The organism is Pinibacter soli (genome assembly GCF_029961145.1).
Taxonomy (GTDB): Bacteria; Bacteroidota; Bacteroidia; order Chitinophagales; family Chitinophagaceae; genus Pinibacter; species Pinibacter soli.
In genome coordinates, this window is record NZ_JASBRG010000006.1 from 238,295 (window position 1) to 261,178 (window position 22,884).

The window sequence follows — 22,884 nt, forward strand, 5'->3', positions numbered from 1 at the left end:
TTACATCACATTTGGGTGCTACCGTAGAGACGCATTGAATACGTCTCTTGAAAATCAACGTTTCCGAATATCTTGAAATAAATCGCGGTGTAACAGATACGCATTCAATGCGTCGTCTCTGCGGCATGCATCAGGGTGAATACCGTTCGCCCATACGCATTATGCGTTGAACAATTTTTGCAAATAACTGCCTTTAAATTCAACGTATGTTGGTGTACCACCCGGTGTGGTATTTGGCTGTGCACACACCAACAGATCTTCCACCAGTTTGCGCATTTCTTTTATGTTCAGGTAGCGACCAGCTTTCACAGAATGCTGCCACGCCAGCGAACGGATCAGTTTTTCTCTTTTAGAAAATTTTACATCGCTGCTGAAATGTTTGTATTGCTCCATCAAATGCTCGATTGCTGCTTTTTCATTTCCTTCTTCTAGATCGGCGGGCGAGCCTTGTATCACAAAAGTGTTTAATCCAAAAGGTTCCACCTGGTACCCCAACTGAAGAAGATCCGGAATAAGTTCGTTCAGCATAGCCGAGTCTTGCGGAGATAATTCTATGGTTGCGGGAAATAAACTTCTTTGAATGGAGATTGATCTGCCAACCAATGCTGCGGCATAACGTTCATACAAAATACGTTCGTGAGCCGTTTGCTGATTCACCAATAAAAAACCATCTTCAACTGGCGCTATGATATAAGTGCTGTGAAGTTGTGTAAAAACAGTGTCATCGGTGAACTGATGTTTTTTCTTTTTTACAAAGCCCAAAAGATCAGCTGTGGCGTAATCCATGCCACTGTCATCACTTTGAACAGGCAATTGTTTTTCGTACTCAAACTTTTCCTCGACAGGTTTGGAAGATGGTTCGTAAAAACTTTTCCAATGTTTCAGTTCGCTTTTACCCGTATCAATAAAATGCGCCTGGTTCTTTTGTGTAAAGGATTGGTATAAGTTGGATGAAGCCGCAGCCGATTGTTTGTCTTGCGTAAACGGTTTACTTACGGCGTCTGACTGCTGAATATTTACATCAATATCAAACTCCAGTGTAGGCGTAATGCTGAACTGTGCCAGCGCATGTTTTACTGCGGCCTGTACAAAAGCGTAGACGATTTTTTCATCCTCAAATTTTATCTCCTGCTTTGTGGGATGCACGTTCACATCGATTTGGGCAGGGTCCAGTTCAATAAACAACACATACATAGGGAAGCTGTCGGTTGCGATCACTTCCTGGTAGGCATTCATTACTGCGTGATTGAGATACGCACTTTTAATAAAGCGGTTGTTTACAAAAAAATATTGGTCACCGCGGGTTTTCTTTGCCGTTTCTGGTTTGCCTACAAAACCCTGAACGTTAAGGTAGTCTGTATTTTCCTGAACGCTCACCAGCTTTGCGTTGTACTGGTTGCCTAAGATTTGAATAATTCGTTGTTTCAGCGTTCCTTTTTCCAAATGAAAAAGCTGAGCACCATTAGAAGTAAGTGAAAAGAAAATATGGGGAAATGACATTGCCACGCGAATGAATTCATCCACGATGTGGCGCATTTCCGCAGCATTGCTTTTTAAAAAATTTCTTCTTGCTGGAATGTTGAAGAAGAGATTTTTCATTGCTATACTGGTTCCCGTGTTGATAGCAATTGGTTCTTGTTTAATAACTAAACTGTTTTCCACTTCAATGCAGGTTCCGGTTTCGTCTCCTGCTCTTTTAGTGCGAAGCTCCACTTGCGATACTGCAGCTACAGAAGCCAGCGCTTCGCCGCGAAAGCCCATGGTGCGAATGTGGAAAAGATCGTCGATTTGCTGGATTTTGGAAGTGGCATGGCGCTCGAAGCACATGCGTGCGTCGGTTTCGCTCATCCCTTTTCCATTGTCTATTACTTGAATCAATGCCTTGCCGGCATCGTTAATGATCAGTTTTATTTCGGTTGCCCCCGCATCTACTGCATTCTCCAGCAATTCCTTCACGGCGCTTGCTGGCCTTTGGATCACTTCTCCTGCAGCTATCTGGTTGGCTATATTATCTGGTAGTAGTTGAATTATATCTGTCAAAGTCGTCGTCCGCTTTTTTGCGAAATTAGGTTAATTTGAAAATTTGAGGATTTGAAAATTTGAAAATGAGCTTGTTCACGCCCGGCAAGGCTTGTAGCCTTTGGAAATAAATGGATCACCAAAGGCGATATAATGTACCTCCAAAGCTACAAGCTTTGGAGAGCATAAAGAGCGTAAAAAAGCCCGTTTCCGGAGAAACAGGCTTTTGAATTTTGGTTTTTTACTTACTATTAAAGCTTGATCAGTTCTGCTAATTTCTCCTCCAACGCCTCGCCTCTTAAATTTTTAGCTACAATTTTTCCCTGCGGGTCAATCAACAGGTTTTGAGGTACGGAGCTTATACCGTATAGTTTAGCTACGTCGTTCTTCCAATACTTTAGGTCACTCACGTGTGTCCATGGCATGCCATCGTCGTGAATGGCTTTCAACCATTTGTCTTTACTGTTGTCCAAAGAAACGCTAACAACAGTAAAGTTTTTATCCTTGTATTTATTAAATGCTTTCACCACATTTGGGTTTTCTGCACGACAAGGGTGGCACCAGCTTGCCCAAAAATCAAGCAATACATATTTCCCTTTGAAAGAAGAAAGCGAAACGGGTTTGCCCAGCGTATCGTTTTGCGTAAAATCAAGGGCATATTTACCTACTGCAGTTTTTTGTGAAGTCTCAATTTTCTTCTTCATTTCAATGCCCGAAGGGAGTTGTTGAAGACTTTCAGGCAGTTTATTGAACAGGGCCAGCGCTTTATCTGCATCCGGCTGAAAACTCTTGTACATATTTACCACATACAATCCAATAGGAGTATTTGGATTTTTATCAAGAAAATTCGCATAAAGATCTTCCGCATGAGCTTCTTTAATTGAGTCCAACTGATTTCCCAGCTTTTCTATTTGGCTTTTGTTGTTTGCTCTGCGTGCGGCAGCGTAGCTATTCAGCAATTTTTCCAAACGTGGAGAGAATTGTTTTTCAAGCGCTGTAATTTTTGCATAGTCGGGTTGACCTTTAGATCCGGTAAATTTTGCGCTTTTCAAAGAGGAAGTTGCGGTCATGTTGATATTTGCAGGTTCCAGCCAAAACTGTAACACATCGTCGATAACCTGCTGTCCCGGTTTACGCGTGTATACGATGGACATAAATGCTACAACAGGCTCGGCAATGTTTCCCTTAATTTCAAAGCCGCCATTTGTTACGCTGGCACTGTCAGAAACCCTAGTTTGACCGTCGTTGTAAGAAAATAAAATTTTATCAATCGGCTTAAAGGCGTTCAACTTGCCATTCAGTTTGAATTCCTGCCCAAAACCCCATGCACAGATGCCGGGTAGCATTACTAATAGGAGAGCTAGTTTTTTCATTTTAAATATTTTGATGGTGACGAAAAGTTGTTAGTTTAAAGTTGTTAGTTGTTAGAAGGAGATGCCTGATCCCCAGCCTAACAACTAACAACCATCAACTATCAACTTGCTTGGTTTGCTTTTTCGATTTCTTTAATAATTCTGTCTGATCCGGAAAACTTTTGTGTGATCAGTAGCAAGTAGCGAACATCTACGCAAATGACCTTGTGAAGGTCTTTTTCGTAGTTAAACTCTCTGGTCATCGACTCCCAGTTGCAGTCGAAGACAAGGCCGATGAGTTTTCCTTCGCCATTCATCATTGGGCTTCCGGAGTTGCCACCTGTTACATCGCCATTTGTGATAAAGCAAACGGGCATGTCGTTGTTGCTGCCAAATGCGCCGTAGTCCTTGCTTTGCCAGATCTCTTTGAGTTTGCTGTTTAGCTGGTAGTCTTTAATATTTGCGCTATCAGATTTTGCAACCAGGCTGTTAAGTGTGGTTTGGTATGGAATTGTTTTTCCGTCTACCTGCAGGTCAGAGATAGTGCCAAACGACAGTCTTTCTGTTCTGTCCGCATCCGGGTAGTAGTCGCTGCCTTTAAAATCAGAAAGACTACTGTAGTAGGAATAAGTAATCCGACGAGCTTTATCTGCATTGGATTGCGAAACCCTGAATATTTCGTTTTGCTTCTTACGAATTGATTTCGATAATTGCATGGCCAGATCATTTTCCAATGCGCCTGATGGATTTTTTAGCCAGTTTTGCAATTTGCTCCAATCGCAGAACATTGAGTTGTTGAACACGTTGTCTACATATTGATCAATGGCCTCATGAGATTGAAGATTATTTTGGACATATATATCTGGTAGAAAATTCGCAGGCAAACTATCTTTCAGCAGCTTTAGGGTTGCCTTCGTTATACGCCTGTCAACGTTCAGATCAAAACTCTTATAATAATGCGCGGCATTGTTTGAAACGTTGCTTGCTGAAGGCGATTTTTTTTGAACCTGGGTGTTATAGGTTTTAAATGACTCGCCAAATGCGCCCAAAAACTGTATGACTTCACATGCTGTGGAAAAACTTTCTGAATAGTAGGTCAGTGCCCTTTGGTAACTGGTGTTTGCATCTAATGCCGCTTTCAGGTTTTGCAATGTGGCAGTGTAGGTGGTCCTTTGACTATCGCTTTGCATCACCCAGTTCGTCCATTGATTTTGAAGAGCCTGTTTTTTTGAAATGATGTTAAGTTTGTCAATCCAATAGTTCATACCCACAGCATTTTTGTAATAGTTAGCAGAAGTTGCATACTTTTCTGCATAGAGTTGTTTGATCTGTGGGCTTTTATTCATTTCATCTTCCAGTACGGATTGGCGGATTTTGCGCACCGCAATGAGCGGATCATTCAGTGTTTTTATTTTATCATCGATCTGAAACGAAGTAGCATTGCGATCTGACTGTGAAGGATAGCCCATAGACATTGCGAAATCTCCTTTCTTATATCCGTCAGTAGAAACATGCAAATATGTTTTTACTGTCAAAGGAATATTTGTTGGCGAATAAGAAGCAGGAGCTCCATTCTTGTTTGCATACACCCTGAAGAAAGCAAAGTCGCAGCTTTGTCTTGGCCACATCCAGTTATCTGTTTCTCCGCCAAACTTTGCTACGTTTTTTGGCGCTACGCCTACCAATCGAACATCACTGTATTGTAATTGCAGATATAGAATAAAAATGCTGTTGTTCTTGTAAGATTTGATCAGGTTTTTATATTGCGGATATTGTTTTTTATATTTTTCTGAAACTGCAGCCATCGCATCCTGATCTTTGTTGGTTGAAGTCGTATTGTGCAACCGAGCTTTTACTTCATCGGTGATGTCCAGAATTTTTTTATTGATGGTAATTGTAAGGCCACTGGCAGGTAGTTCTTCTTGTGTGGATTTTGCCCAAAAACCATTTTGAAAAATATCATTGGTAGGTCCCACATATTGCTGAATGGCGCTGTAGGAACAGTGATAGTTGGTAAGTATTAAGCCGTTGTTGGAAATTATAGACCCGGTGCATCCTTTGTCGAACGCTATAACGGCTTCGCTTAGCGCACCTTCATTTTCTCCGGTTAATTGTTCTATGGGGATTTTTAGTCCCATGCTCTTTAGTTCCTGTGCATTGTAGCGCTTCAGTAGTGCCAGCAGCCACATGCCATCATCTGCCCGTAGTTGAAGCGAAATGGAAAATATATAAACAACGAGCATCAGCCATTTTAAAAGAGGCTTCGTATTGATCATTATGATTTAGTTCAATCGTTAAAGAAAAGAGTGCTTTGTGGTGGTTTTTTACCACTTGTTTAACCGCAAAGGACTCAAAGGTTGCGCAGAGAAAACGAAGGGTTGTTTAAACTCATTTTACTACTCTTTTCCTACACTGAGTATTAAAGGGAGCAGCATCTTTTGCTTCCTTTGCGTACCTTTGGTTTCTTTGCGGTTAAAACACCGCGGAGCGGTCTGCTATTTTGTACTGAAAATGGTTTCCAGCATTTTGTCTATTGCTTCACCTTTCAATCCTTCTGCTATTATCTTTCCGTTTGGATCGATGATCCATACAGCAGGGAGTCCGTCGATGCCATATTTTTGTGCAACAGGAGATAGTTTACCAGCTTTAAGATCAGATGCATTGTGCCACACGAGACCGTCTTTTTCAATAGCTTTTTTCCATGCACCTAAGTCGGAGTCCAATGAAAAGGAAATGAGCTCTAAGCCATAGGGATGGAATTTTTCATAAATGGATTTAGTGTGTTTGTTTTCCGCACGGCAAGGCACGCACCATGACGCCCAGAAATCCAGTAACACATATTTCCCTTTGAAAGAAGAAAGAGAAATTTTTGAACCGTCCGGTTGAATTGCGGTAAAATCCGGAGCAGCAACACCGCTTCCTACTTTTCGAAGAACATCGGCACGCTCTTTCATTTCCAGGTAATATTTATGCTTTGGGAAGTAAGGTTTGAAAATGGTTAACATAGAATCAATCTCGTTGAACTTCATCATAGGCAAAGGCTCCTTTGCCATGTACAATGCGACCAGCGAGCTTGGATAGTTTCTAATAATAGAATCAGTATAATGTTTTTTATCGTCATCCTGTTGTTTGAAAAGAGCCATTTTTTCTTCTCTCGAAGCCGTCTTGCTCATCATCATGTCGTTGCGCTTAAAAGTTTGCTGCAAATAGAATTGATGGTATTGATTCAAACGGTCATTTTCCGGGGTGCCGGTTACAGTGGCAGTGTACAATTTATCTTTGTTGCCTTTTATCGCTACAGTACCTTTTTCTGCAATGAAATCGATGCTGTAGTGAAGGCCAGCAAATCTTAGTTCATACACATCACTGAACAAAGTGGATGGAAGGTCGAATGAAAAATCTCCATTCGGCTTGCTCATTGAGCGGGCAACTGTATCTAACCCATGTTCTCCTGATCTTCTTATCACAAAAACTTTAGCCTCTTGTTGCAGGCCGGCAATATTTCCGCTAACAGTGCATTTATTGTCGTTTGCAAAATTTTTAAAGGGAATGGCAAGTGGTAAGGCAAGCGCTAATACACACTTTAATCGACTCTTTTTCACGTTTAATTGTTTGTTTTTTAAAAAATCAGCAATAGGAGTTAGGGTAAAAGGGGCGAATACAATTCGCTCCTTTTTACGGATTATTTTTCGGCAACTAATGCGTTGATCATGGTGTTGTTCCATGTATGATTTTTTTGAAGCAAAGCAGCTTCAGTCAAAGAAAAATATTGATAGGTACGTGGAGCAGTGAAGGGGTTGTCCCATGTTGCATCAAAATAATAGTACCCTCCATTATAGCTTACCCTGTTCCAGGCATGCGCCACACCGCCGCCATATCCTGAAACATTGTAGCATTGGATGCCTGCGGCGTTTGCCAACATATTTATAGCCCATGAATAGCCACTACAAACCGCCTTCTTGTTTACAAAAACACCAAAGGCAGACTGAGAGTTATAATCCAAATTAGGCGTGCTATAATTGTAATCGTAGGCGGTAGGCGTTACAAAATTATAAATGGCAGTAAACTTTTGATCACTCGTCATACCGGGTGTTATAATACGGGCCAAAATTTGAGTAACAGAATCTTTGCACCTGTTGATCCTTGTTATGCAGTCGTTCATATCCGTTGGAGCGCTTGGCAATCCCTTAGGACCAGCAGAGGCTGTAATAGAAGTGGCATCTGCGTTAAAAAGGTAAACAATAAAGCCATATCCGGTTTGAGCTCCCAAAATCGTCTGCATTGTATTAACGTCAAGATTTTTATTGGTAATGGCAATTTGAATTTCTTGCCCCAAAGGAGAGCTTGCTACGGCAGTGATCAGATCATTGTAGCTGTTGACCTTTTTAGTGCCGGCTGGTACATTGTTTGGATCGATGCCCAACTTGAAGGGCATATATTTTATGTCAACCGCAAGAATCTTTGCAGTCGAATTGTAAGTCTGAACAATCGTATATGCATACTTCAAAGAATTGTCATTAGATGTTGCGCTTGAAAAAGCATTAGCCGTTGTGATGCTTATCTGCGATTCCGACAGATTCATGACCGACATATCCATGTAGATAGTTGGTGTCAATGCTTTTATTGCCGTCGTTAAAAGGTCGGTTATTTCCTGTTGGCTCTTCGGCTTTGGGAAGTTGTTGGTTGGGGGCGGATTCTGCTGGTTATTGTCAGGAGTGGAATTGCCCGATTTTGAACATGCTGATATAACCAGCACCATTGCAAAAGTCAGTATTGATAATGTTTGTTTGAGTTTCATAAAAAACCTTTTTGTTTGTCAGAAATATTTTTCACGGACATTGGAGTAAGTAAGAAGAGAAGGAAAAAGTCAAAAAATCCAAAAGCTGCAAATCCAGGTTTTGGATTTTGACTTTTTCCTTTTGACTTTTTCCTAGAATGGTTTATAGTTCATTGCTGAAATTTTTCCTGAAATGTTTGTGTATGCTTTCATTGGTTCGCCCGTCATTGCGCCGGTAATACCATTAATAGGTATCTGCAACAAGGTGCTCTTAGTGCCATCGTAAAGCGCTACATATAAAATCTGCCCATCACTTGGATGACCATTTGATTTAAATATCTGCATGCAGGTGATAACATTGCCGGCGTAGGTTGTGCTGATATCATAATACAGATTAGATGTTATGTAGTTATTGCTCACATAGATTTTTGTATCGGTAGCATAGAACATTATAGGGCCTCTGTTGCCGAATGAAAAATATTTGGCAGCATCAATGTCTGTAGCATTACTGATAGTGTCGATGATAATACCACGCTGGTTGCTGGTAAGTATGAGGTTTTTTGTGTTGTCGCCAGGATAAGCAGGATCAGGAAGCCTTCCCAGATCAACAATGTGTACTCTACGTGTTCCTGCTTTTGGAGAAACAGGGTTTGTAAAGTTTACATCTTGCATTACACAATACCAGTATTTTGAAAAATATGGACTAAGTCTGCCTGGGCTGAACCCTTGCTCTGCATACACCATCCACTTACCCGGAGCGCTTAAGCTAAAGCCGCCTGTAGGAGCCGTGCCAGTGAATGTGCCTACAGTCTTATCATTTTTTGCAGCTAAAAAACGTCTTGCATTTTGATCATAGAATATGGCAGCGTTCGGAGCGTTGCTTGCAGTTACGTTGTCAATATCCATCGCATAATACGGCGTTGCTACATAGTTGCCCGGGCTCACAGAGTTGGCCAAAAAGCTTTGCACGCCAAAAGGAATAAAGCCTGCAGGCTGGATCTGTCCCTGGTAATACAAGCCGCCGTTATTAATCAGCACCTCGTTTGCCCCGCTTACTCCATATGCCGTGAAGTTATTAGAAGAAGGGGCCGGACTGAATAAGCCATTATAGTCAGATAGTGTTTTTAACGTGCCAAAATCTGTGCGATAGCCTCCATTTGGATAAGTGAACACGTAAACTTTGCTATCTGCTCCGCTTGACCCATGATTGTTAAAGTTTACAGAGCGGGCCTCGCCTTCAATTTTTTTACCGTTGGTTATTGAGAAAACATTTCTTTGAATTGAATCTGTGCCGGTTGGTACAAGCGTATTCACCTTGGTGTTTACAATGATGCTTACATCACAAGATGTGGCATCTCCGTGCAGCAGCATTAGACCTTGCATAGCGAATGAGCTTACTGCAAGTGGTCTGTTGATCACTTGCGCTACATTTCCGTTTGCAGGGTCAAACACGTGCAGCCTCAGCATATAATTTCCCGGACTGAAATACATGTTGCCTGACAGGTTTTGTTTGGTGCTCAAAACGGTATCAGTGAATTTTCCTGTAAATGGATCAGGCGTTGATTCCACTTTCGTGAGACGCCACTCGTATGTCAGTTTAGAAGGATCAACTCCGTTCACGAAAACCGGGGTAACGGTGTATGGGTCATTTTGCCTGATAACCATTTGACCACTAAATTTTGACGTGTCTACAAAAGCGTTGCTCAGGTTTTTATAGGTATAGTTCCCGTTATCCTTGTAGCAGCCTGCAAACGCAAGCGCTGCTGCACCCAATACTATAATTGATTTAAATTTTTTCATTAGTGACTTTTTCATTTGTAATTAATACAGCAATTCAGTTTCCGTTTAAACTAGCCAAGTCCCGGGCCTCCAAATGTTGGGAAGAATATGTTCACACCATTTTCGTCCTTTAATTGTAGTGTGAATGTCTTTCCTCTGTTGTAGTTGTTTAAGGCACTTCTGATTGTTGAATTATAGTTTTCCATTATAATGCGATTGGATGGATCCGGTAAATTGGTAATGTGGCATGAATCAAGAATAAACTTGGTACGCACTTGTGAAAACGGGCTGCCAAACGCTGCAGCATAATTTGGCTTGGAAGCGTCAGTGGTAGATGGCTCCCAGTTGTCGGGTCTCAGGAATTTATATCCCCAAAGGAAGATGGCTTTTGTTTTACCGGTATAGCCAAGTTTGAAGTCGCTGTTCTCTGTTACCGCAAGTTGCAATCGCAAAACAGAGTCTTTCACAACTGCTTTTTTGTAAATAACAATAGGGATATTTATTTTAAATGCTCCTGCAGGCATTATTTTACTTCCAATCTTAAAGTCTACATTCTCTACCGCGTTTGAACTGTCAGTGATTACATTGATGCCAATTTCCCTGTCTGTTGATGTAGCATTGCCCATAATGTTTGCTTCGAACCATAGAGTATCCTGCGTGGTTACATTAGGGTGAAAAGGAAAAGAGTATATTAAGGAATCGCGTGATTGCTTTGAGTCGAATTCACCAGGAATACGAAAGTATACGCGGGCATCCTGCTGGTAGCTGTCGATGCTGCTTTTTTTGCAGGCAGTTAATAGAGACATGCCTGCTATAAATGCTCCTGCGATGTATATTAATGCTTTCATTTTAAAATTTTATTAAAGTGAAATGATGTTGTTACTAGTTAGGGTTGTATTCGATTTCATTGTTTGGTTTTGGTAACTGCCATGTTGCAGCAACACCGTAGGAGCTGTAGTTGGCCCATACACCCGAACCGTTAGCCGACGTAGGGAAAGTAACCGGAACGCTTCTGTTTCTTTTTGCATAGAACCAGAACTGGCCCTCGCACTGAAACTCTTTCCAATATTCTTTTGTCAATTCAAGGCGAATATTGGACGCGGATAAATTGCTGACAAGGTTGTTAGTAATGCCTCTGTGTGAGCGCACTTCATTCAAATAACCAACAGCCGTTGGCAAATCACCGTTTGACATTAATAGCGCTTCTGCAGCGATGTAGTTCATTTCTGAACGACGGATTAACGGGATGCGAGCCGCGAACTCGGGGTTATAACCTGCGGGCTGATAATACTTCTTTGATACGTAGTAGTTAGAGTTTATGTCTGCCGGTACAATGTTTGGATCAGCAACCTGTAAAAACCTGTAGTCTGTTACGCCAGTGCTAACAGTGTTTGTGTTTTCATACAGTCCTTCGAAATAATATGTTGTAGAGCTACCCGAAGTTGTTTTCCCTTTCTTCACCAACTGATTATTGGTGGCTGCTGAAATGAACCAGTTATTTGCAATGGTTTGCAAATTGAATACGTTCAATGCAAACAGGTGTTCAGTAGAGAATGTGAAGTCTTTGTTTTTGTTATCGTTGGTCAGAAGACTAGATGGATCTACCCATGGAAAAATCTGATCACCTACAGACATTACTTCTTTTGCTGTAGCCAGTGCGTTTGTGTAATCTCTTTGCCACATGTAAACACGTGCCATCAAACCTTTTACTGCATAGTAGTTAAGACGCATGTTGCGGTTGTTCAGGAAAACATCAGCAGACTTCTTCTGCCCTTTAACAATAGGGTCAGCTTGCAAATAAGTCGCGGCATCTTTCAAATCGCTGATCACAAAACCTAATACTTCGTTACCTGTAGAAGCTTTCGTCACTTGCGTGGAAAGTGTTTTTACATAAGGTATAGAAGGTTGCGTAAGGCTCAATGAGTCATTTAATGCAAACATTTTAAACACTTCAAAGTGAAGAAATGCTCTCAAGGCAAGCGCCTCTCCTTTAATGATAGAATAGTTGTCGCCCGTAAAAATTGTTTTATCCTTATCGATGTTATCCAGGATATTGTTTACGTTGGCTTCGATGTTATATAAACCGCCCCAGAACTGATCAACTCTCGGTTTGATATTTGTTTGATTATAAATGGTTGCATTGTATCCTGCATTACCCAGATCCGCATATTGGGTTGATGTTGGTTCATACATTTTCGCCAACGCATCGAAGAAACCAAATGACAGTTCACGGCCGTACAATGCCTCTGGCGTCATCATTGTGTATGCGCCTATCAATGCATCTTTATATCCCTGCTCAGTTTTTAACAGAACATCGGATTTTACTTTGGTTTTGGGCTGTACATCCAACCATTTTTTGCAGGATGTTGCCGTAACTAAAACAACGGCAGAAAATATGATGATGAATTTGAATCGTTTCATTTTTAAAAAAAGCTGGTTTGTTAATTAAAAATTGGCATACAGTGTAAATGAACAGCTGCGTGCAAATGGATAAGAAGTTCCTCTTTCAATTCTTATAGAAGAGAATTGATAAGGATCGTTCATATTGAACAATACTCTCAGTCTTTGCATTTTCATTTTTTGAACGAATCTGAATTTGTAGAAATCGTAACCTGCATAAACGGAAGCGATGTCTATCTCATTCTGCTCCTGTACAAACCTCGAAGTTGCCTGTGTGAAAGTTCTGGTTGCTCCAAGTCCTTTGTACAGTGCTATGTCACCCGGTTTTTTCCAGCTGTCATAGTATGCACGTTTGTCAACGTTGGAGTTTATATCAGCATTCTCAACTTTATCTACAAGTGTCTGGTTGTACATCTGTCCACCCGTAGTGTACCTGCATGAGAAACCAATACTAAAGCCTTTGTATTCATAGTTTGCTCCAAATACACCAAATAGTGTTGGCTGTCCGTTTCCTACAACAACTTTGTCATTTACGTTCCATGTGTCTGTAACGGTGCCATCAGCTTTTACAAAAATTTCTTTGCCGGTTGCAGGATCTATGCCATTGGATTTAACTGCCCAAATAGCATCCAGCGATTGTCCTTCCTGGAAACGAACCAACGGTTTGTTTGAATTTCTTTTAGCAGAACTGTCATCCATTACTTTATTCAGGCTCTGGAGTGAGTTTGAAATCTTCTGGATGGTGTTTTTGTTAGAAGCACCAGACACGTACAGGTTCAATGAGCTACGGTTTGCAGGATTAGAAAACACCCTGTAATTAACCTTAAACTCGTACCCAACATTCAACAATTGGCCAAGGTTTTCTTTGTATGAATTGAATCCATTAGAAGGAGGCGTTGTGATATCCGTCAACAGATTGTTGGTTGTAGAGCGGTAATGATCAAAACGAACAGTCACTTTATCAAGGATGTTCATGTCGAAGCCTACGTTGAAATCGTAGCGTTGCTGCCATTTCAAATTCTCGTTTGCAAGGCCATTCAGATAAGTACCAACCTGTCCCAGGTAAGATTTGTCGGTAAAATAGTTATACAACAACATCGCCTGGTAAGAGTTGAAGTTTTGCGACCCGGTATAACCTATAGAAGAACGTAGTTTCAATTGTTTGATAACGTTCGTCATTCCCTGGAAGAATCTCTCTTTGTGAACGTTCCAACCAATACCTGCAGACCAGAAAGTGCCCCATGGGTTGTTTGCTCCAAATTGAGATGATGCACTTCTTCTGATAGAGAAGTCGGCAAAATATTTATCTGAGAAAGAATAGTTACCTGCGGCAAGGAAACCTATTTCTCTGTTGACAGATTCGCTACCTGTAGGCTTGGTGCCGACAAGATATTGATTGGCGAAGATGATGTTATCCATTTTGTCATTAGGAAAACCCACCGCGGTATATTGAAAATTTTCTGATTTGTCCTGGCGGATGATCATCCCTGCGTTCGCAAAAAGGCTGTGTCTGCCAAAAGACTTGTTATAGTTAAGGTTCAGGTCACCGCTAAGTGCAGAAAATTTACCGTTACCTTTTGTATAACTTCCCTTTGTGAAGAAGGCAGAGTCTACGTAGTTGATAAAGCTAGTGTGCTTACTGGAGTAGAATAGGTCCGAACCGTTTACTGTGTTAGTGAAACCAAGTCTGGCAGTAAGCTTCAGGTTGTTATTGAAAGTGTAATCAAGATAAGTGTTGTTGGTAAGGTCGGTGTAGTTATTAGTGCTTCTCATGTAAGGCACATTGTACAATGGATTGTAAACAGGTGTAGAAACATTGGGCCCCTGGCCGAGCAACATGCTTACGCTTCCATCTGCATTGTAAGGTTTCCAGTATGGATTTAATTTTGCGTACTCAGAAAAGTCGCCATAAGGAGAGTTGGTCGCCTTTACATAAGAATATTGAAGAACATTTCTGAATGATATTTTTTTGTAGCGATAGATCAGCGTCATTGCGCCACCGAAGTTTTCACGACCCGAGCCTTTCATTACACCCGGATTGTTACCTGTGAACAACGTTAAGCCGGCACGCAGCGCATCATTACCTACTTCCATGTTAAGCGTGTGCTTGTAGCCAATCGCGGTTTTCACCGGTTGTGCCAGCCAGTCAGTATTTACACCGTTTTGAACCTGGTTCCAGTTGTTATAATACAAGCTGTCTTTGCTCAATCCAAAAATCGGAACGCCAGATGTAGCATCATAAGCACCAACTATTTTTTCAAGGTCAAGTTTTTCCTTTGAATTTGTCAGGTTATAACTGCTCAGGTCCGGCATTTCAACGTTTATTGTTCCCGTGTAATCAATACGAAGCTCGCCTGGTTTTACTTTTATAGTTTCGATAACCACTACACCATTTGCAGCTTTAGAACCATAAATAGCTTTCGCAGCAGCATCTTTCAAAATGGTAACGGTTTCTATACGGTTAATATCAAGGTCGTACACTTTTTGAACTGTGCTTTCAAAGCCGTCAACGATAAAGAGCGGCATGTTTGGATCAGTAGTATATTGCTTTGTTACATCAGGGAAGGTAGAAGTACCCCTGATTTGCATATTGGGCATTTTATTGGGATCCGAACCGTTTACATAATCGTCCGCTATTTTTAATGTTGGCTCAATAGCTCTAAGGCTTTGGAAAACGTTGGTAGTACCTGCGTTTAACAATTCCTGGCGTGTGATCTTGGTAGAAGAACCCGTAAAACTTTCCGCTTTACGGTTAAACATACCCGTGATAACCACATCATTCATGCGGCGGTCGTCCAGGCTCATCTTAATGCTCATGGGGCTGTTTTGAGAAACAGCAATTTCTGCAGGCGAATAACCTACATAGCTGATCACCAAAACGTCACTTGCAGAAGCATTGATCTTAAACTGACCTTTTGTATTGGAACTGGTGGAAACTTTAGTTCCTTTTACCGTTACCGTTGCACCTTGCAGAGGAAGACCTTCCGTATTGTAGATCATACCGGAAACAGGAGCCGGATGCACGGAAGTATCTCCTCTTAGTTGAGCAGGTTCCTGTGCTGTTGCTGACTCTTTGTGCGACAGGATGATGTCTGTTCCGTTAATGCGGTATTGAATTGGCTGATCAGCAAGAACCGTATTTAGCGCCTGCTGTAAAGGCATTTCACGCACCGATACAGTTACCGGCTTTGCATTTTTGAACAACTCATTTCGTCCGAAGACAGTGTAGCCCGTTTGCTTTTTAATGGAAGAGAATACTTCCTTAAGTGGCATATTTTTCGCAGAAAGCGTTACCGATTGTGCAGTTGCATAAGCGGTTAAAAAAGTCACGGCGAAGAACAGAAGCGTCAGTTTTGTGTAGAGAAAAGTTTTGGGCAAATTTCTGCGCCTCCAGGCGGCAGCCTTGTGCCGTCTTCCGGTTTTTTGCATAATGTGTCTTGGTTTACTTGTTAAAAAAATAGAATCCTCAGAGCAGCCAAATCTTTCTACCGGTTCTTTCCTGCCGGCTTTTTCTCATTGCTGTTTCTGTTATGTCAAAAAAATCTTTATTTAAAAACGATCAGTTTTCTTCCCTCTCTGCGGAAATGAACATCTGAATCTTTCAAAGCTTCGATCACATCTCCCAGGCTGTTGTTTCGGCTTAACTCTCCATAGAACTCAATGTTTGGCACTTCGCCTTCATACACCACTTCTATATCATACCAGCGCTCCAGTTGCCTCATCACCTCAGTAAGACTAGCTCCTTCAAAATTGAACACACCGTTCTTCCATGCTACCACCTTATCTACATCAACATTGCTTACCACAGCGATGTCGTTGCCTGCCTGCGTTATCTGAGCCTGCTGGCTTGGCTTTAAAATAACCGCCTCCCCATTTGCTGCTCCAGAAGAGGTAGAACCTGTAATTTTCACGCTTCCCTCGAGCAAGGTTGCTTTGATTTTATTTTCGTTATCATAAGCGTTCACGTTAAAGCTTGTACCAAGAACCTTTACCTCTGCGTTATTGGCCAGGATCAGGATAAAGGGTTTGTCAACAGCTTTTGATACTTCGAAATAGGCTTCCCCACTCAATTGCACTCTTCTATCCTTGCTTGAGAATGTGGTTGGATATTTCAACGAGCTCGATGAATTCAACCACACTTTTGTACCGTCCGGCAACACAAGCTGAAACTGTCTTCCTCTTGGCGTGTTGAGCACGTTGTAGCTCAGTTCACTTGTTGATGACTTGGAAGCATTGTATGCCAGTTGTCCGCTTTTCAACATCACCTGTGATCCGTTTTGTTGGGCAACCACTCCGTTACCCAAACTGTCCAGCACTACCTTGCTGCCATCAGCGAGTGTAAGTATTGCACCCGTTTTGCCAGCCGGAATATCCTGCTGCGTCTTCGCCTGTTTCTTAACCGAAGGCTGAGTGCGCTGAAAAAACAAATAGCTTCCTGTAGCTAAAGCAAAAATTACAGAGGCCGCCACGGCCCATCGAACGATTGACCTGGACCTGTTCATTGGTTTTACAATACCACTTGTATATCCCGGTTTATCTATGCCAACAATCTTTTCAAAAGCAGCCGCAGTGGCTTCTTTGTCAATAACTACAGGCTTTTCAGCTGTTTTACTCAATCGCTCTGTCAGCATATGTACCATCATTTTGTTTTCCGGTTGCTTCAAAAGATCGTACAGTTCGCTATGCTCATTTCCTGCTAATTTGCCCGCGATATATTTGTCTATCAGATAGTTTATTCTTTCCGGTTCCATGTTTTATAAGGTTCGTTGTTAATGGTAGTTGCACATTGTTGGTGAGCCGGTCAATTGCCGGCGGTATTCGTAGGATAGGAGTGTAGTTGAAACAGTTAGTCTTTGTGAACAAGGGTCATTGCTTGTCATGACAAGGGTCAGTAAAGCACATGATCCTAAATAAGAACCACGTCAAAACAGAACGTAACATTCAAAACCAAAAAAAATTTGAAAAAAAATTAACGCAGCAGGAAAAGCATGATGCTCAGGGATATTCCACTGGCAGCGAGATGGTCGCGGATGTCATTTAAAGCGCGGGACAAAACATTTTTCACAGTACCGACGGACAAGGAAAGCGCTACTGATATGGCAGCGGGTTTCATGCCGTGATCGCGGCTGAGGCTGTAGATTTTTTTGCGCTGGGAAGGCATTCCTTCAACCGCTTCTTTAACGATTCGATTGATTTGGTTCAGTTGTGCATACTCAAGCGGAGAGGTATTTTCTGGAGATGGTTGACGATTGGCCAATTCACCTGTTTTTCGTTCGTAGGTAAGTTTTTGGCGCATATACCGCATGCACTCGTTCGCCGATACGGTGAATATCCAGCTTTTTAAATTTTCTATTTCCGGGAACCGGTCGCGATAGAGCCAGATGCGAACAAACACCTCCTGTATAATGTCTTCGGCATCGGCTTCAGATTGGGTAATGTTGCGGGCAAAAGGGCGGATCATTGGGGAAAACGTATTGAAAAGCAGCAAAAAGGCTTGCTCATCACCTTCTGCAATTCGTGCATAAAGCTCCTTTTCACTAAACGTCAAATCATCATTAAACACGGGCTTCTCCAAATAATCAGTAATTAATTTCATTCAGGGCGGGGTCGACAATGAATTGTCGTGCATTTTCAACCCTGTCCTTTCTACGGTTTGCGCGTTAAGATACCAGCAATGCAGCGCCAGCACGGATCAATTACACTATTGAAGGGCTGTAAGTGACGAATTTGAATTTTTAAAGGACGTATGAGAGGGCGTGAATGGTGAACGGTGAGTTTTGAATATTGCACTCTAAAACAATTCACGATTCACGATTGACCATTCACGATCCACCATTTTTCATAATTTGCAAGTAAGTAAACCGCACATCATGAGGAAACTATCGATCTGGATTTTTATTTTATTTTATACAACACGGGCAATAGCACAAAAAACTGATGCGGACAAATGGGTTGACAGCGTTTTCCACACATTAAATAACGATCAGAAAATAGCACAGCTGATGGTGGTTCGCCTTTCCGGACTTACCAATGGCAGTGTCGTTTTTTACGATAAAGAAGTTGAGGAAGCTATCAACAAATACAATGTCGGTGGTATCTGTTTGTTTCAGGGCGGTCCTGCAAAACAGGCGATGCTCATCAATCACTTTCAATCAATAGCAAAAACACCTGTGATGATTTGTATTGACGGCGAAACAGGACTTGGCATGCGCATGCTTGACAGCGTTGTTAACCTGCCAAGGCAAATGATGCTCGGCGCTGTGCAGGATCCCTCTATCGTTTATAAATTTGGAACCGTTGTGGCTGACCAGTGTAAGAGGGCCGGCATACAGGTAAACTATGCACCCGTGGTGGACGTGAATAATAATCCCGAGAATCCGGTGATCAACGACAGATCATTTGGCGAAGACAAATACAGAGTTGCGAACTATGGCATTCAATACATGAAGGCGCTGCAGGACAATGGCATTATGGCCTGCGCCAAACATTTTCCCGGCCACGGCGATGTTGCAGTGGATTCGCATCTGGATCTTCCCATTATCATGAAGAGCCGTGAACAGCTCGATTCGCTGGAGTTATATCCTTTCCGACAAATATTCAATGCAGGAGTGGGAAGTGTGATGGTCGCACACTTATCTGTACCGGCGATTGACAGCACTCCAAACAAACCAACTTCAATTTCTGCGAATGCGGTCACCAGTTTGCTGCGCAACGAAATGAACTTTCAGGGGTTGACATTTACCGATGCGCTTGAAATGAAAGGCGTTGCAAAATATTATCCTGATGGTTTGGCATCGGTAGAGTCATTGATTGCCGGTAATGATATGCTTTGTCTACCCGGTGATGTGAAAAACACTTTAGATAAAGTAAAGCAGGCAATCAAAAAGAAAAGATTAAAGTGGGCAGACATTGACATGCACGTGAAAAAAGTGCTGTACGCGAAATACAACTATGGGCTTGCAAAATTAAGGCTTGTTGTTATTGAAAATATTGCAAATGACTTAAACAAAGATGCAAGTGCGACCTGGAAACTTGTAGCAGAAAATGCGTTGACATTATTGCGCAACGAAGATTCTGCAATTTTTCCTTTGGCAGTTGTGAAAAGAAAAGTAGCGTACATAGCAATCGGCGCCACAGAAGACAATTACATGGCAAACAGGATTCGCAATGATTTCAAGGCGCATGTGTACTTTTTTGAAAACCCACAATCAGTTGAAAAGGCAGATGCGCTTGCTCAACTGGTTAAAAACAGATACGATGTAGTGATCATCGGGGTACATAGCTACAGCCGTTTTCCAAGAAATAATTTCGGTATCAGCGATGCTTCGCTAAAACTGATCAAACAATTGCAACAGGAAAACAGGAGTATAACTTTTGCTTTTGGTAATCCATACGCTATCAAAAATTTCAGCGATGGAAAAGTGATCGTTGCCTGTTATGATGATAATGACTACATACAAACGGCAGCTCTGGATCTATTGGAAGGAAAAATTGATCCTAAAGGAAAATTGCCGGTAACCGTAAGCGAAGAGTTTAAATATGGCGCAGGCATTACGCAGAACCTGAACCTCATGTCCGTTGCGCCTTCGCAAGTAGGCATGAGTGATTCCATAAGAACACAAATTGACTCTATCGTTCAGGAAGGATTGAATGCGCAGGCATTTCCCGGCGCGGTAGTGCTGGTTGCAAAAAATGATAAGATCATCTACGAGAAAGCGTTTGGAAAATATGCTTTCCAGGATTCTACTCCTGTAGATGTTAATACCGTATATGACCTGGCTTCTGTTACTAAAATTTGCGCCACTACTTTATCAGTAATGAAATTGTATGAAGAAGGCAAGCTCAATATCGACAAACGTTTGGTCGATTATTTACCTTCTGCAAGAGGAACGAATAAAGAAAATATTCTCATAAGAAATTTGTTGTTGCATCAGGCGGGATTAAAAGCGTTTATTCCTTTTTACAAAGAAACATTAGATAAAAAAGAATTGCCAACTACCACATATTATTCTCAGGTACGAACAGATGAATTTCCAACACGCGTGGCGGAAAGCCTTTACGTAAGAAAAGATTTTCAGGACACGGTTTACAAACGCATGTTGCAAAGTGAGGTTGGTCCAACGGGTCGTTACTTGTATAGTGACAACGATTTTATTTTCCTTGGAAAAATTGTTGAAGCCATCACAGGAGAAAGCTTAAATAATTATGTGAAAAAAACATTCTACGAACCATTAGGATTGAGTCACACAGGATTTTTGCCGAGAACATTTTTACCGCTTGATAGCATTGCACAAACAGAAAACGAATCAACTTTTCGCAAACAATTATTGCGTGGTGATGTGCATGATCCAGGCTCCGCAATCATGGGTGGCGTAGCGGGGCATGCGGGCCTGTTTAGCGATGTGCATGATATGGCTGTTATCGCACAATTATTGTTAAACGGCGGAACGATCTATGGCAAGCAGATTTTCAAAAAAGAGACCATTGATTATTTTACATCTTATCAAAGCAATATCAGCAGAAGAGGTTTGGGTTTTGATAAACCTGAAAAAGATAATGCTACCTTGAAAGAGCCGTACCCTTGTTTGTCTGCTTCCCCGCAAACCTTTGGCCACACAGGTTTTACAGGTATTGGTTGGTGGGTGGACCCTAAATACAACCTTACTTATATTTTTCTTTCAAATAGAGTAAATGCAACAGTGCAAAACTACAATAAGCTATCGTCTATGAGTATACGTGGAAGAATACAGGAAGCGTTGTATAAGGCAATGCGGTAGGGGCGAATTGCATTCGCCCCAAAACATTCGCCCTGCCTCGGCAATTGGCACGGTTATTTTATTGTAAAATATTGTCGCGTCTTGATTTATCTTTTACCTTTATGAACTTCTGTTTTTTCTAACAACAAGTTTTTATAATCTTAAAATTAAATACCATGATTCGTAAAGCAACAGCCGTATGGAACGGTTCCGGTAAAGAAGGCAATGGCAATCTTACCACACAAAGTACAGTACTTAACAAAACGCAATACAGCTTCAATTCCCGTTTTGCAGAAGGAGTTGGAACAAATCCTGAAGAACTTGTAGCAGCTGCTCATGCGGGTTGCTTTACAATGAAATTGAGTTTCGTATTAAACGAAGCAGGCTTTACAGCAGATTCTCTGGAAACAAAATGTGAGATCACTTTTGAAAACGGAGCGATCACTCAATCTCATTTGATCGTAAAAGGAAAAGTTCCGGGCATCACCAAAGAGCAATTCGATGCAAGTGTAGAAAACGCAGAAAAAAATTGCCCGATTTCGAAGGTGTTAAATACGAACATTACTTCCGAAGCAACATTGGAGCAATAGCTGAATAACTGAATGACTGAATAACTGAGTTGTTTAAGATCGAAAAGACTTTTCGAATATGAACATTCAGTTATTCAGTTATTTCAAAATCTCCTCAATCTTTCCCATCTCCTCATCATTCAGCACTTTCACCACTTCCAGTGCTTTGAAGTTTTCCTCCAGTTGTTCGCGTTTGGTTGCGCCGAGAATAGCCGTTGTTACGTTGGGGTTTTTAATGCACCACGCAAGCGCCATTGTCGGTAAAGACACGTTTAATTGTTTTGCCAAATCATTTAACGCACCTACTTTTCTTACTTTTTCTTCCTGCACCCAGCGTTCTTTTAGCCATTCAAAACCAGGCATAGCAAGTCTGGAACCTTCAGGAATGCCATTCAGATATTTACCGGTCAACAGACCTGCTGCCAGCGGGCTCCAAACGGTTGTTCCAAGGCCCGGATCGTTGTACAAAGGCGCATATTCCTGTTCTACTTTTGTTCTCTCAAATACATTGTATTCGGGCTGCTCGACCACTGGCCCTATGAGATTGTGTTCTTTAGCAAATTTGTGGGCACTCATAATTTCCTCTGCGCTCCACATGCTGGTGCCCCAGTATAAAATTTTTCCATGCTGTATGAGATTGTGCATTGTCCACACGATTTCGCCAATAGGCGTATTAGGATCGGGGCGATGGCAAAAAAACAGGTCGAGGTAATCCACCTGCAATCTTTGTAAAGATTCCCTGCAAGCTTCCATAATGTGCTTGCGGCTGAGACCTGTTTGGTTGGGTTTGTTTTCTTTTCCCCTTGATCCAAAGTATACTTTCGAAGAAAGCACAACAGAGGTACGGTCCCACGATTTTCTTTTCAATATGCGGCCCATCATTTTCTCACTTTCACCTAAAGCATACACTTCTGCATTGTCAAAAAAATTGACGCCATTGTCGTAAGCAAAACTCATCAGTTCGTCCGCGTGATTATCGTCTATCTGCTTGTGAAAAGTAACCCAGCTTCCAAAGCTCAAAACGCTTAGTTGCAAGCCGGTTTTACCTAAATAACGGTATTCCATATCGTAAAATTTATATTTAGCAATCTGTGAATGAGGTTGTAAGAAACGAGTTCCATCTGGCAAAATAAAATAAAGATTAACGGATGAAAGGCAATGCTAATTTACACCCAAAAAAGCAATGCCGTTGCGGCAATAGACGGTTGAATTAATATGATTTCCGGTTATAG

14 protein-coding genes are annotated in these 22,884 nt (G+C 41.6%); 2 read left to right on the forward strand and 12 right to left on the reverse strand.

Going from position 1 to position 22,884, the window contains the following annotated elements; all coding sequences use genetic code 11:
- Positions 1-159 precede the first annotated feature (159 nt).
- The 11 genes from mutL to QJ048_RS10940 all read right to left on the reverse strand — a co-directional run bounded on the left by mutL (position 160) and on the right by QJ048_RS10940 (position 17,923).
- A complete protein-coding gene (mutL, locus tag QJ048_RS10890) occupies positions 160-2,040 on the reverse strand; it encodes a DNA mismatch repair endonuclease MutL (protein ID WP_282334377.1) in 1,881 nt (626 codons plus the stop codon).
- Between the two features lie 230 nt (positions 2,041-2,270).
- The gene (locus QJ048_RS10895) at positions 2,271-3,392 is read right to left on the reverse strand and encodes a TlpA disulfide reductase family protein (protein ID WP_282334378.1); all 1,122 of its coding nucleotides are present in this window, start codon (positions 3,390-3,392) and stop codon (positions 2,271-2,273) included.
- A 101-nt stretch (positions 3,393-3,493) separates the two neighbouring features.
- Complete coding sequence (locus QJ048_RS10900) at positions 3,494-5,647, reverse strand: S46 family peptidase (protein WP_282334379.1); 2,154 nt, start codon at positions 5,645-5,647, stop codon at positions 3,494-3,496.
- A gap of 219 nt (positions 5,648-5,866) precedes the next feature.
- The gene (locus tag QJ048_RS10905) at positions 5,867-6,973 is read right to left on the reverse strand and encodes a TlpA disulfide reductase family protein (protein WP_282334380.1); all 1,107 of its coding nucleotides are present in this window, start codon (positions 6,971-6,973) and stop codon (positions 5,867-5,869) included.
- Positions 6,974-7,053: 80 nt separating this feature from the next.
- Positions 7,054-8,169: a transglutaminase domain-containing protein gene (locus tag QJ048_RS10910; protein ID WP_282334381.1), complete on the reverse strand. Its 1,116-nt coding sequence runs from the start codon at positions 8,167-8,169 to the stop codon at positions 7,054-7,056.
- A gap of 132 nt (positions 8,170-8,301) precedes the next feature.
- Positions 8,302-9,948 carry a PKD-like family lipoprotein gene (locus tag QJ048_RS10915; RefSeq protein WP_282334382.1) on the reverse strand — a complete coding sequence of 549 codons (1,647 nt, stop codon included), beginning with the start codon at positions 9,946-9,948 and terminating at the stop codon, positions 8,302-8,304.
- Between the two features lie 50 nt (positions 9,949-9,998).
- The gene (locus QJ048_RS10920; protein WP_282334383.1) at positions 9,999-10,775 is read right to left on the reverse strand and encodes a DUF4843 domain-containing protein; all 777 of its coding nucleotides are present in this window, start codon (positions 10,773-10,775) and stop codon (positions 9,999-10,001) included.
- A 34-nt stretch (positions 10,776-10,809) separates the two neighbouring features.
- Positions 10,810-12,348 (reverse strand): RagB/SusD family nutrient uptake outer membrane protein, encoded by a 1,539-nt coding sequence (locus QJ048_RS10925; protein WP_282334384.1) that lies wholly within the window; start codon positions 12,346-12,348, stop codon positions 10,810-10,812.
- Between the two features lie 24 nt (positions 12,349-12,372).
- On the reverse strand, positions 12,373-15,756 hold the full coding sequence (locus QJ048_RS10930) for a SusC/RagA family TonB-linked outer membrane protein (RefSeq protein WP_282334385.1): 3,384 nt from the start codon (positions 15,754-15,756) through the stop codon (positions 12,373-12,375).
- 116 nt (positions 15,757-15,872) lie between these two features.
- A complete protein-coding gene (locus tag QJ048_RS10935) occupies positions 15,873-17,078 on the reverse strand; it encodes a FecR family protein (protein WP_282334386.1) in 1,206 nt (401 codons plus the stop codon).
- Between the two features lie 218 nt (positions 17,079-17,296).
- On the reverse strand, positions 17,297-17,923 hold the full coding sequence (locus tag QJ048_RS10940) for an RNA polymerase sigma factor (RefSeq protein WP_282334387.1): 627 nt from the start codon (positions 17,921-17,923) through the stop codon (positions 17,297-17,299).
- A gap of 274 nt (positions 17,924-18,197) precedes the next feature.
- On the opposite strand from QJ048_RS10940, the gene QJ048_RS10945 reads away from it, so the two are divergent.
- Positions 18,198-21,104 (forward strand): serine hydrolase domain-containing protein, encoded by a 2,907-nt coding sequence (locus tag QJ048_RS10945; protein ID WP_282334388.1) that lies wholly within the window; start codon positions 18,198-18,200, stop codon positions 21,102-21,104.
- A gap of 155 nt (positions 21,105-21,259) precedes the next feature.
- Positions 21,260-21,673 (forward strand): OsmC family protein, encoded by a 414-nt coding sequence (locus QJ048_RS10950; RefSeq protein WP_282334389.1) that lies wholly within the window; start codon positions 21,260-21,262, stop codon positions 21,671-21,673.
- Between the two features lie 78 nt (positions 21,674-21,751).
- On the opposite strand, the gene QJ048_RS10955 is transcribed toward QJ048_RS10950, so the two are convergent.
- Positions 21,752-22,717 carry a potassium channel beta subunit family protein gene (locus QJ048_RS10955; protein ID WP_282334390.1) on the reverse strand — a complete coding sequence of 322 codons (966 nt, stop codon included), beginning with the start codon at positions 22,715-22,717 and terminating at the stop codon, positions 21,752-21,754.
- Positions 22,718-22,884 lie beyond the last annotated feature (167 nt).

Bases quoted from the DNA above. Each gene is read 5' to 3' on its own strand.
- QJ048_RS10925 (WP_282334384.1), bottom strand. From the start codon at position 12,348: ATGAAACGATTCAAATTCATCATCATATTTTCTGCCGTTGTTTTAGTT.
- QJ048_RS10950 (WP_282334389.1), top strand. From the start codon at position 21,260: ATGATTCGTAAAGCAACAGCCGTATGGAACGGTTCCGGTAAAGAAGGC.
- QJ048_RS10910 (WP_282334381.1), bottom strand. From the start codon at position 8,169: ATGAAACTCAAACAAACATTATCAATACTGACTTTTGCAATGGTGCTG.
- QJ048_RS10930 (WP_282334385.1), bottom strand. From the start codon at position 15,756: ATGCAAAAAACCGGAAGACGGCACAAGGCTGCCGCCTGGAGGCGCAGA.
- QJ048_RS10920 (WP_282334383.1), bottom strand. From the start codon at position 10,775: ATGAAAGCATTAATATACATCGCAGGAGCATTTATAGCAGGCATGTCT.
- QJ048_RS10895 (WP_282334378.1), bottom strand. From the start codon at position 3,392: ATGAAAAAACTAGCTCTCCTATTAGTAATGCTACCCGGCATCTGTGCA.
- QJ048_RS10945 (WP_282334388.1), top strand. From the start codon at position 18,198: ATGAGGAAACTATCGATCTGGATTTTTATTTTATTTTATACAACACGG.
- QJ048_RS10940 (WP_282334387.1), bottom strand. From the start codon at position 17,923: ATGAAATTAATTACTGATTATTTGGAGAAGCCCGTGTTTAATGATGAT.
- QJ048_RS10915 (WP_282334382.1), bottom strand. From the start codon at position 9,948: ATGAAAAAATTTAAATCAATTATAGTATTGGGTGCAGCAGCGCTTGCG.
- QJ048_RS10900 (WP_282334379.1), bottom strand. From the start codon at position 5,647: ATGATCAATACGAAGCCTCTTTTAAAATGGCTGATGCTCGTTGTTTAT.
- QJ048_RS10935 (WP_282334386.1), bottom strand. From the start codon at position 17,078: ATGGAACCGGAAAGAATAAACTATCTGATAGACAAATATATCGCGGGC.
- QJ048_RS10955 (WP_282334390.1), bottom strand. From the start codon at position 22,717: ATGGAATACCGTTATTTAGGTAAAACCGGCTTGCAACTAAGCGTTTTG.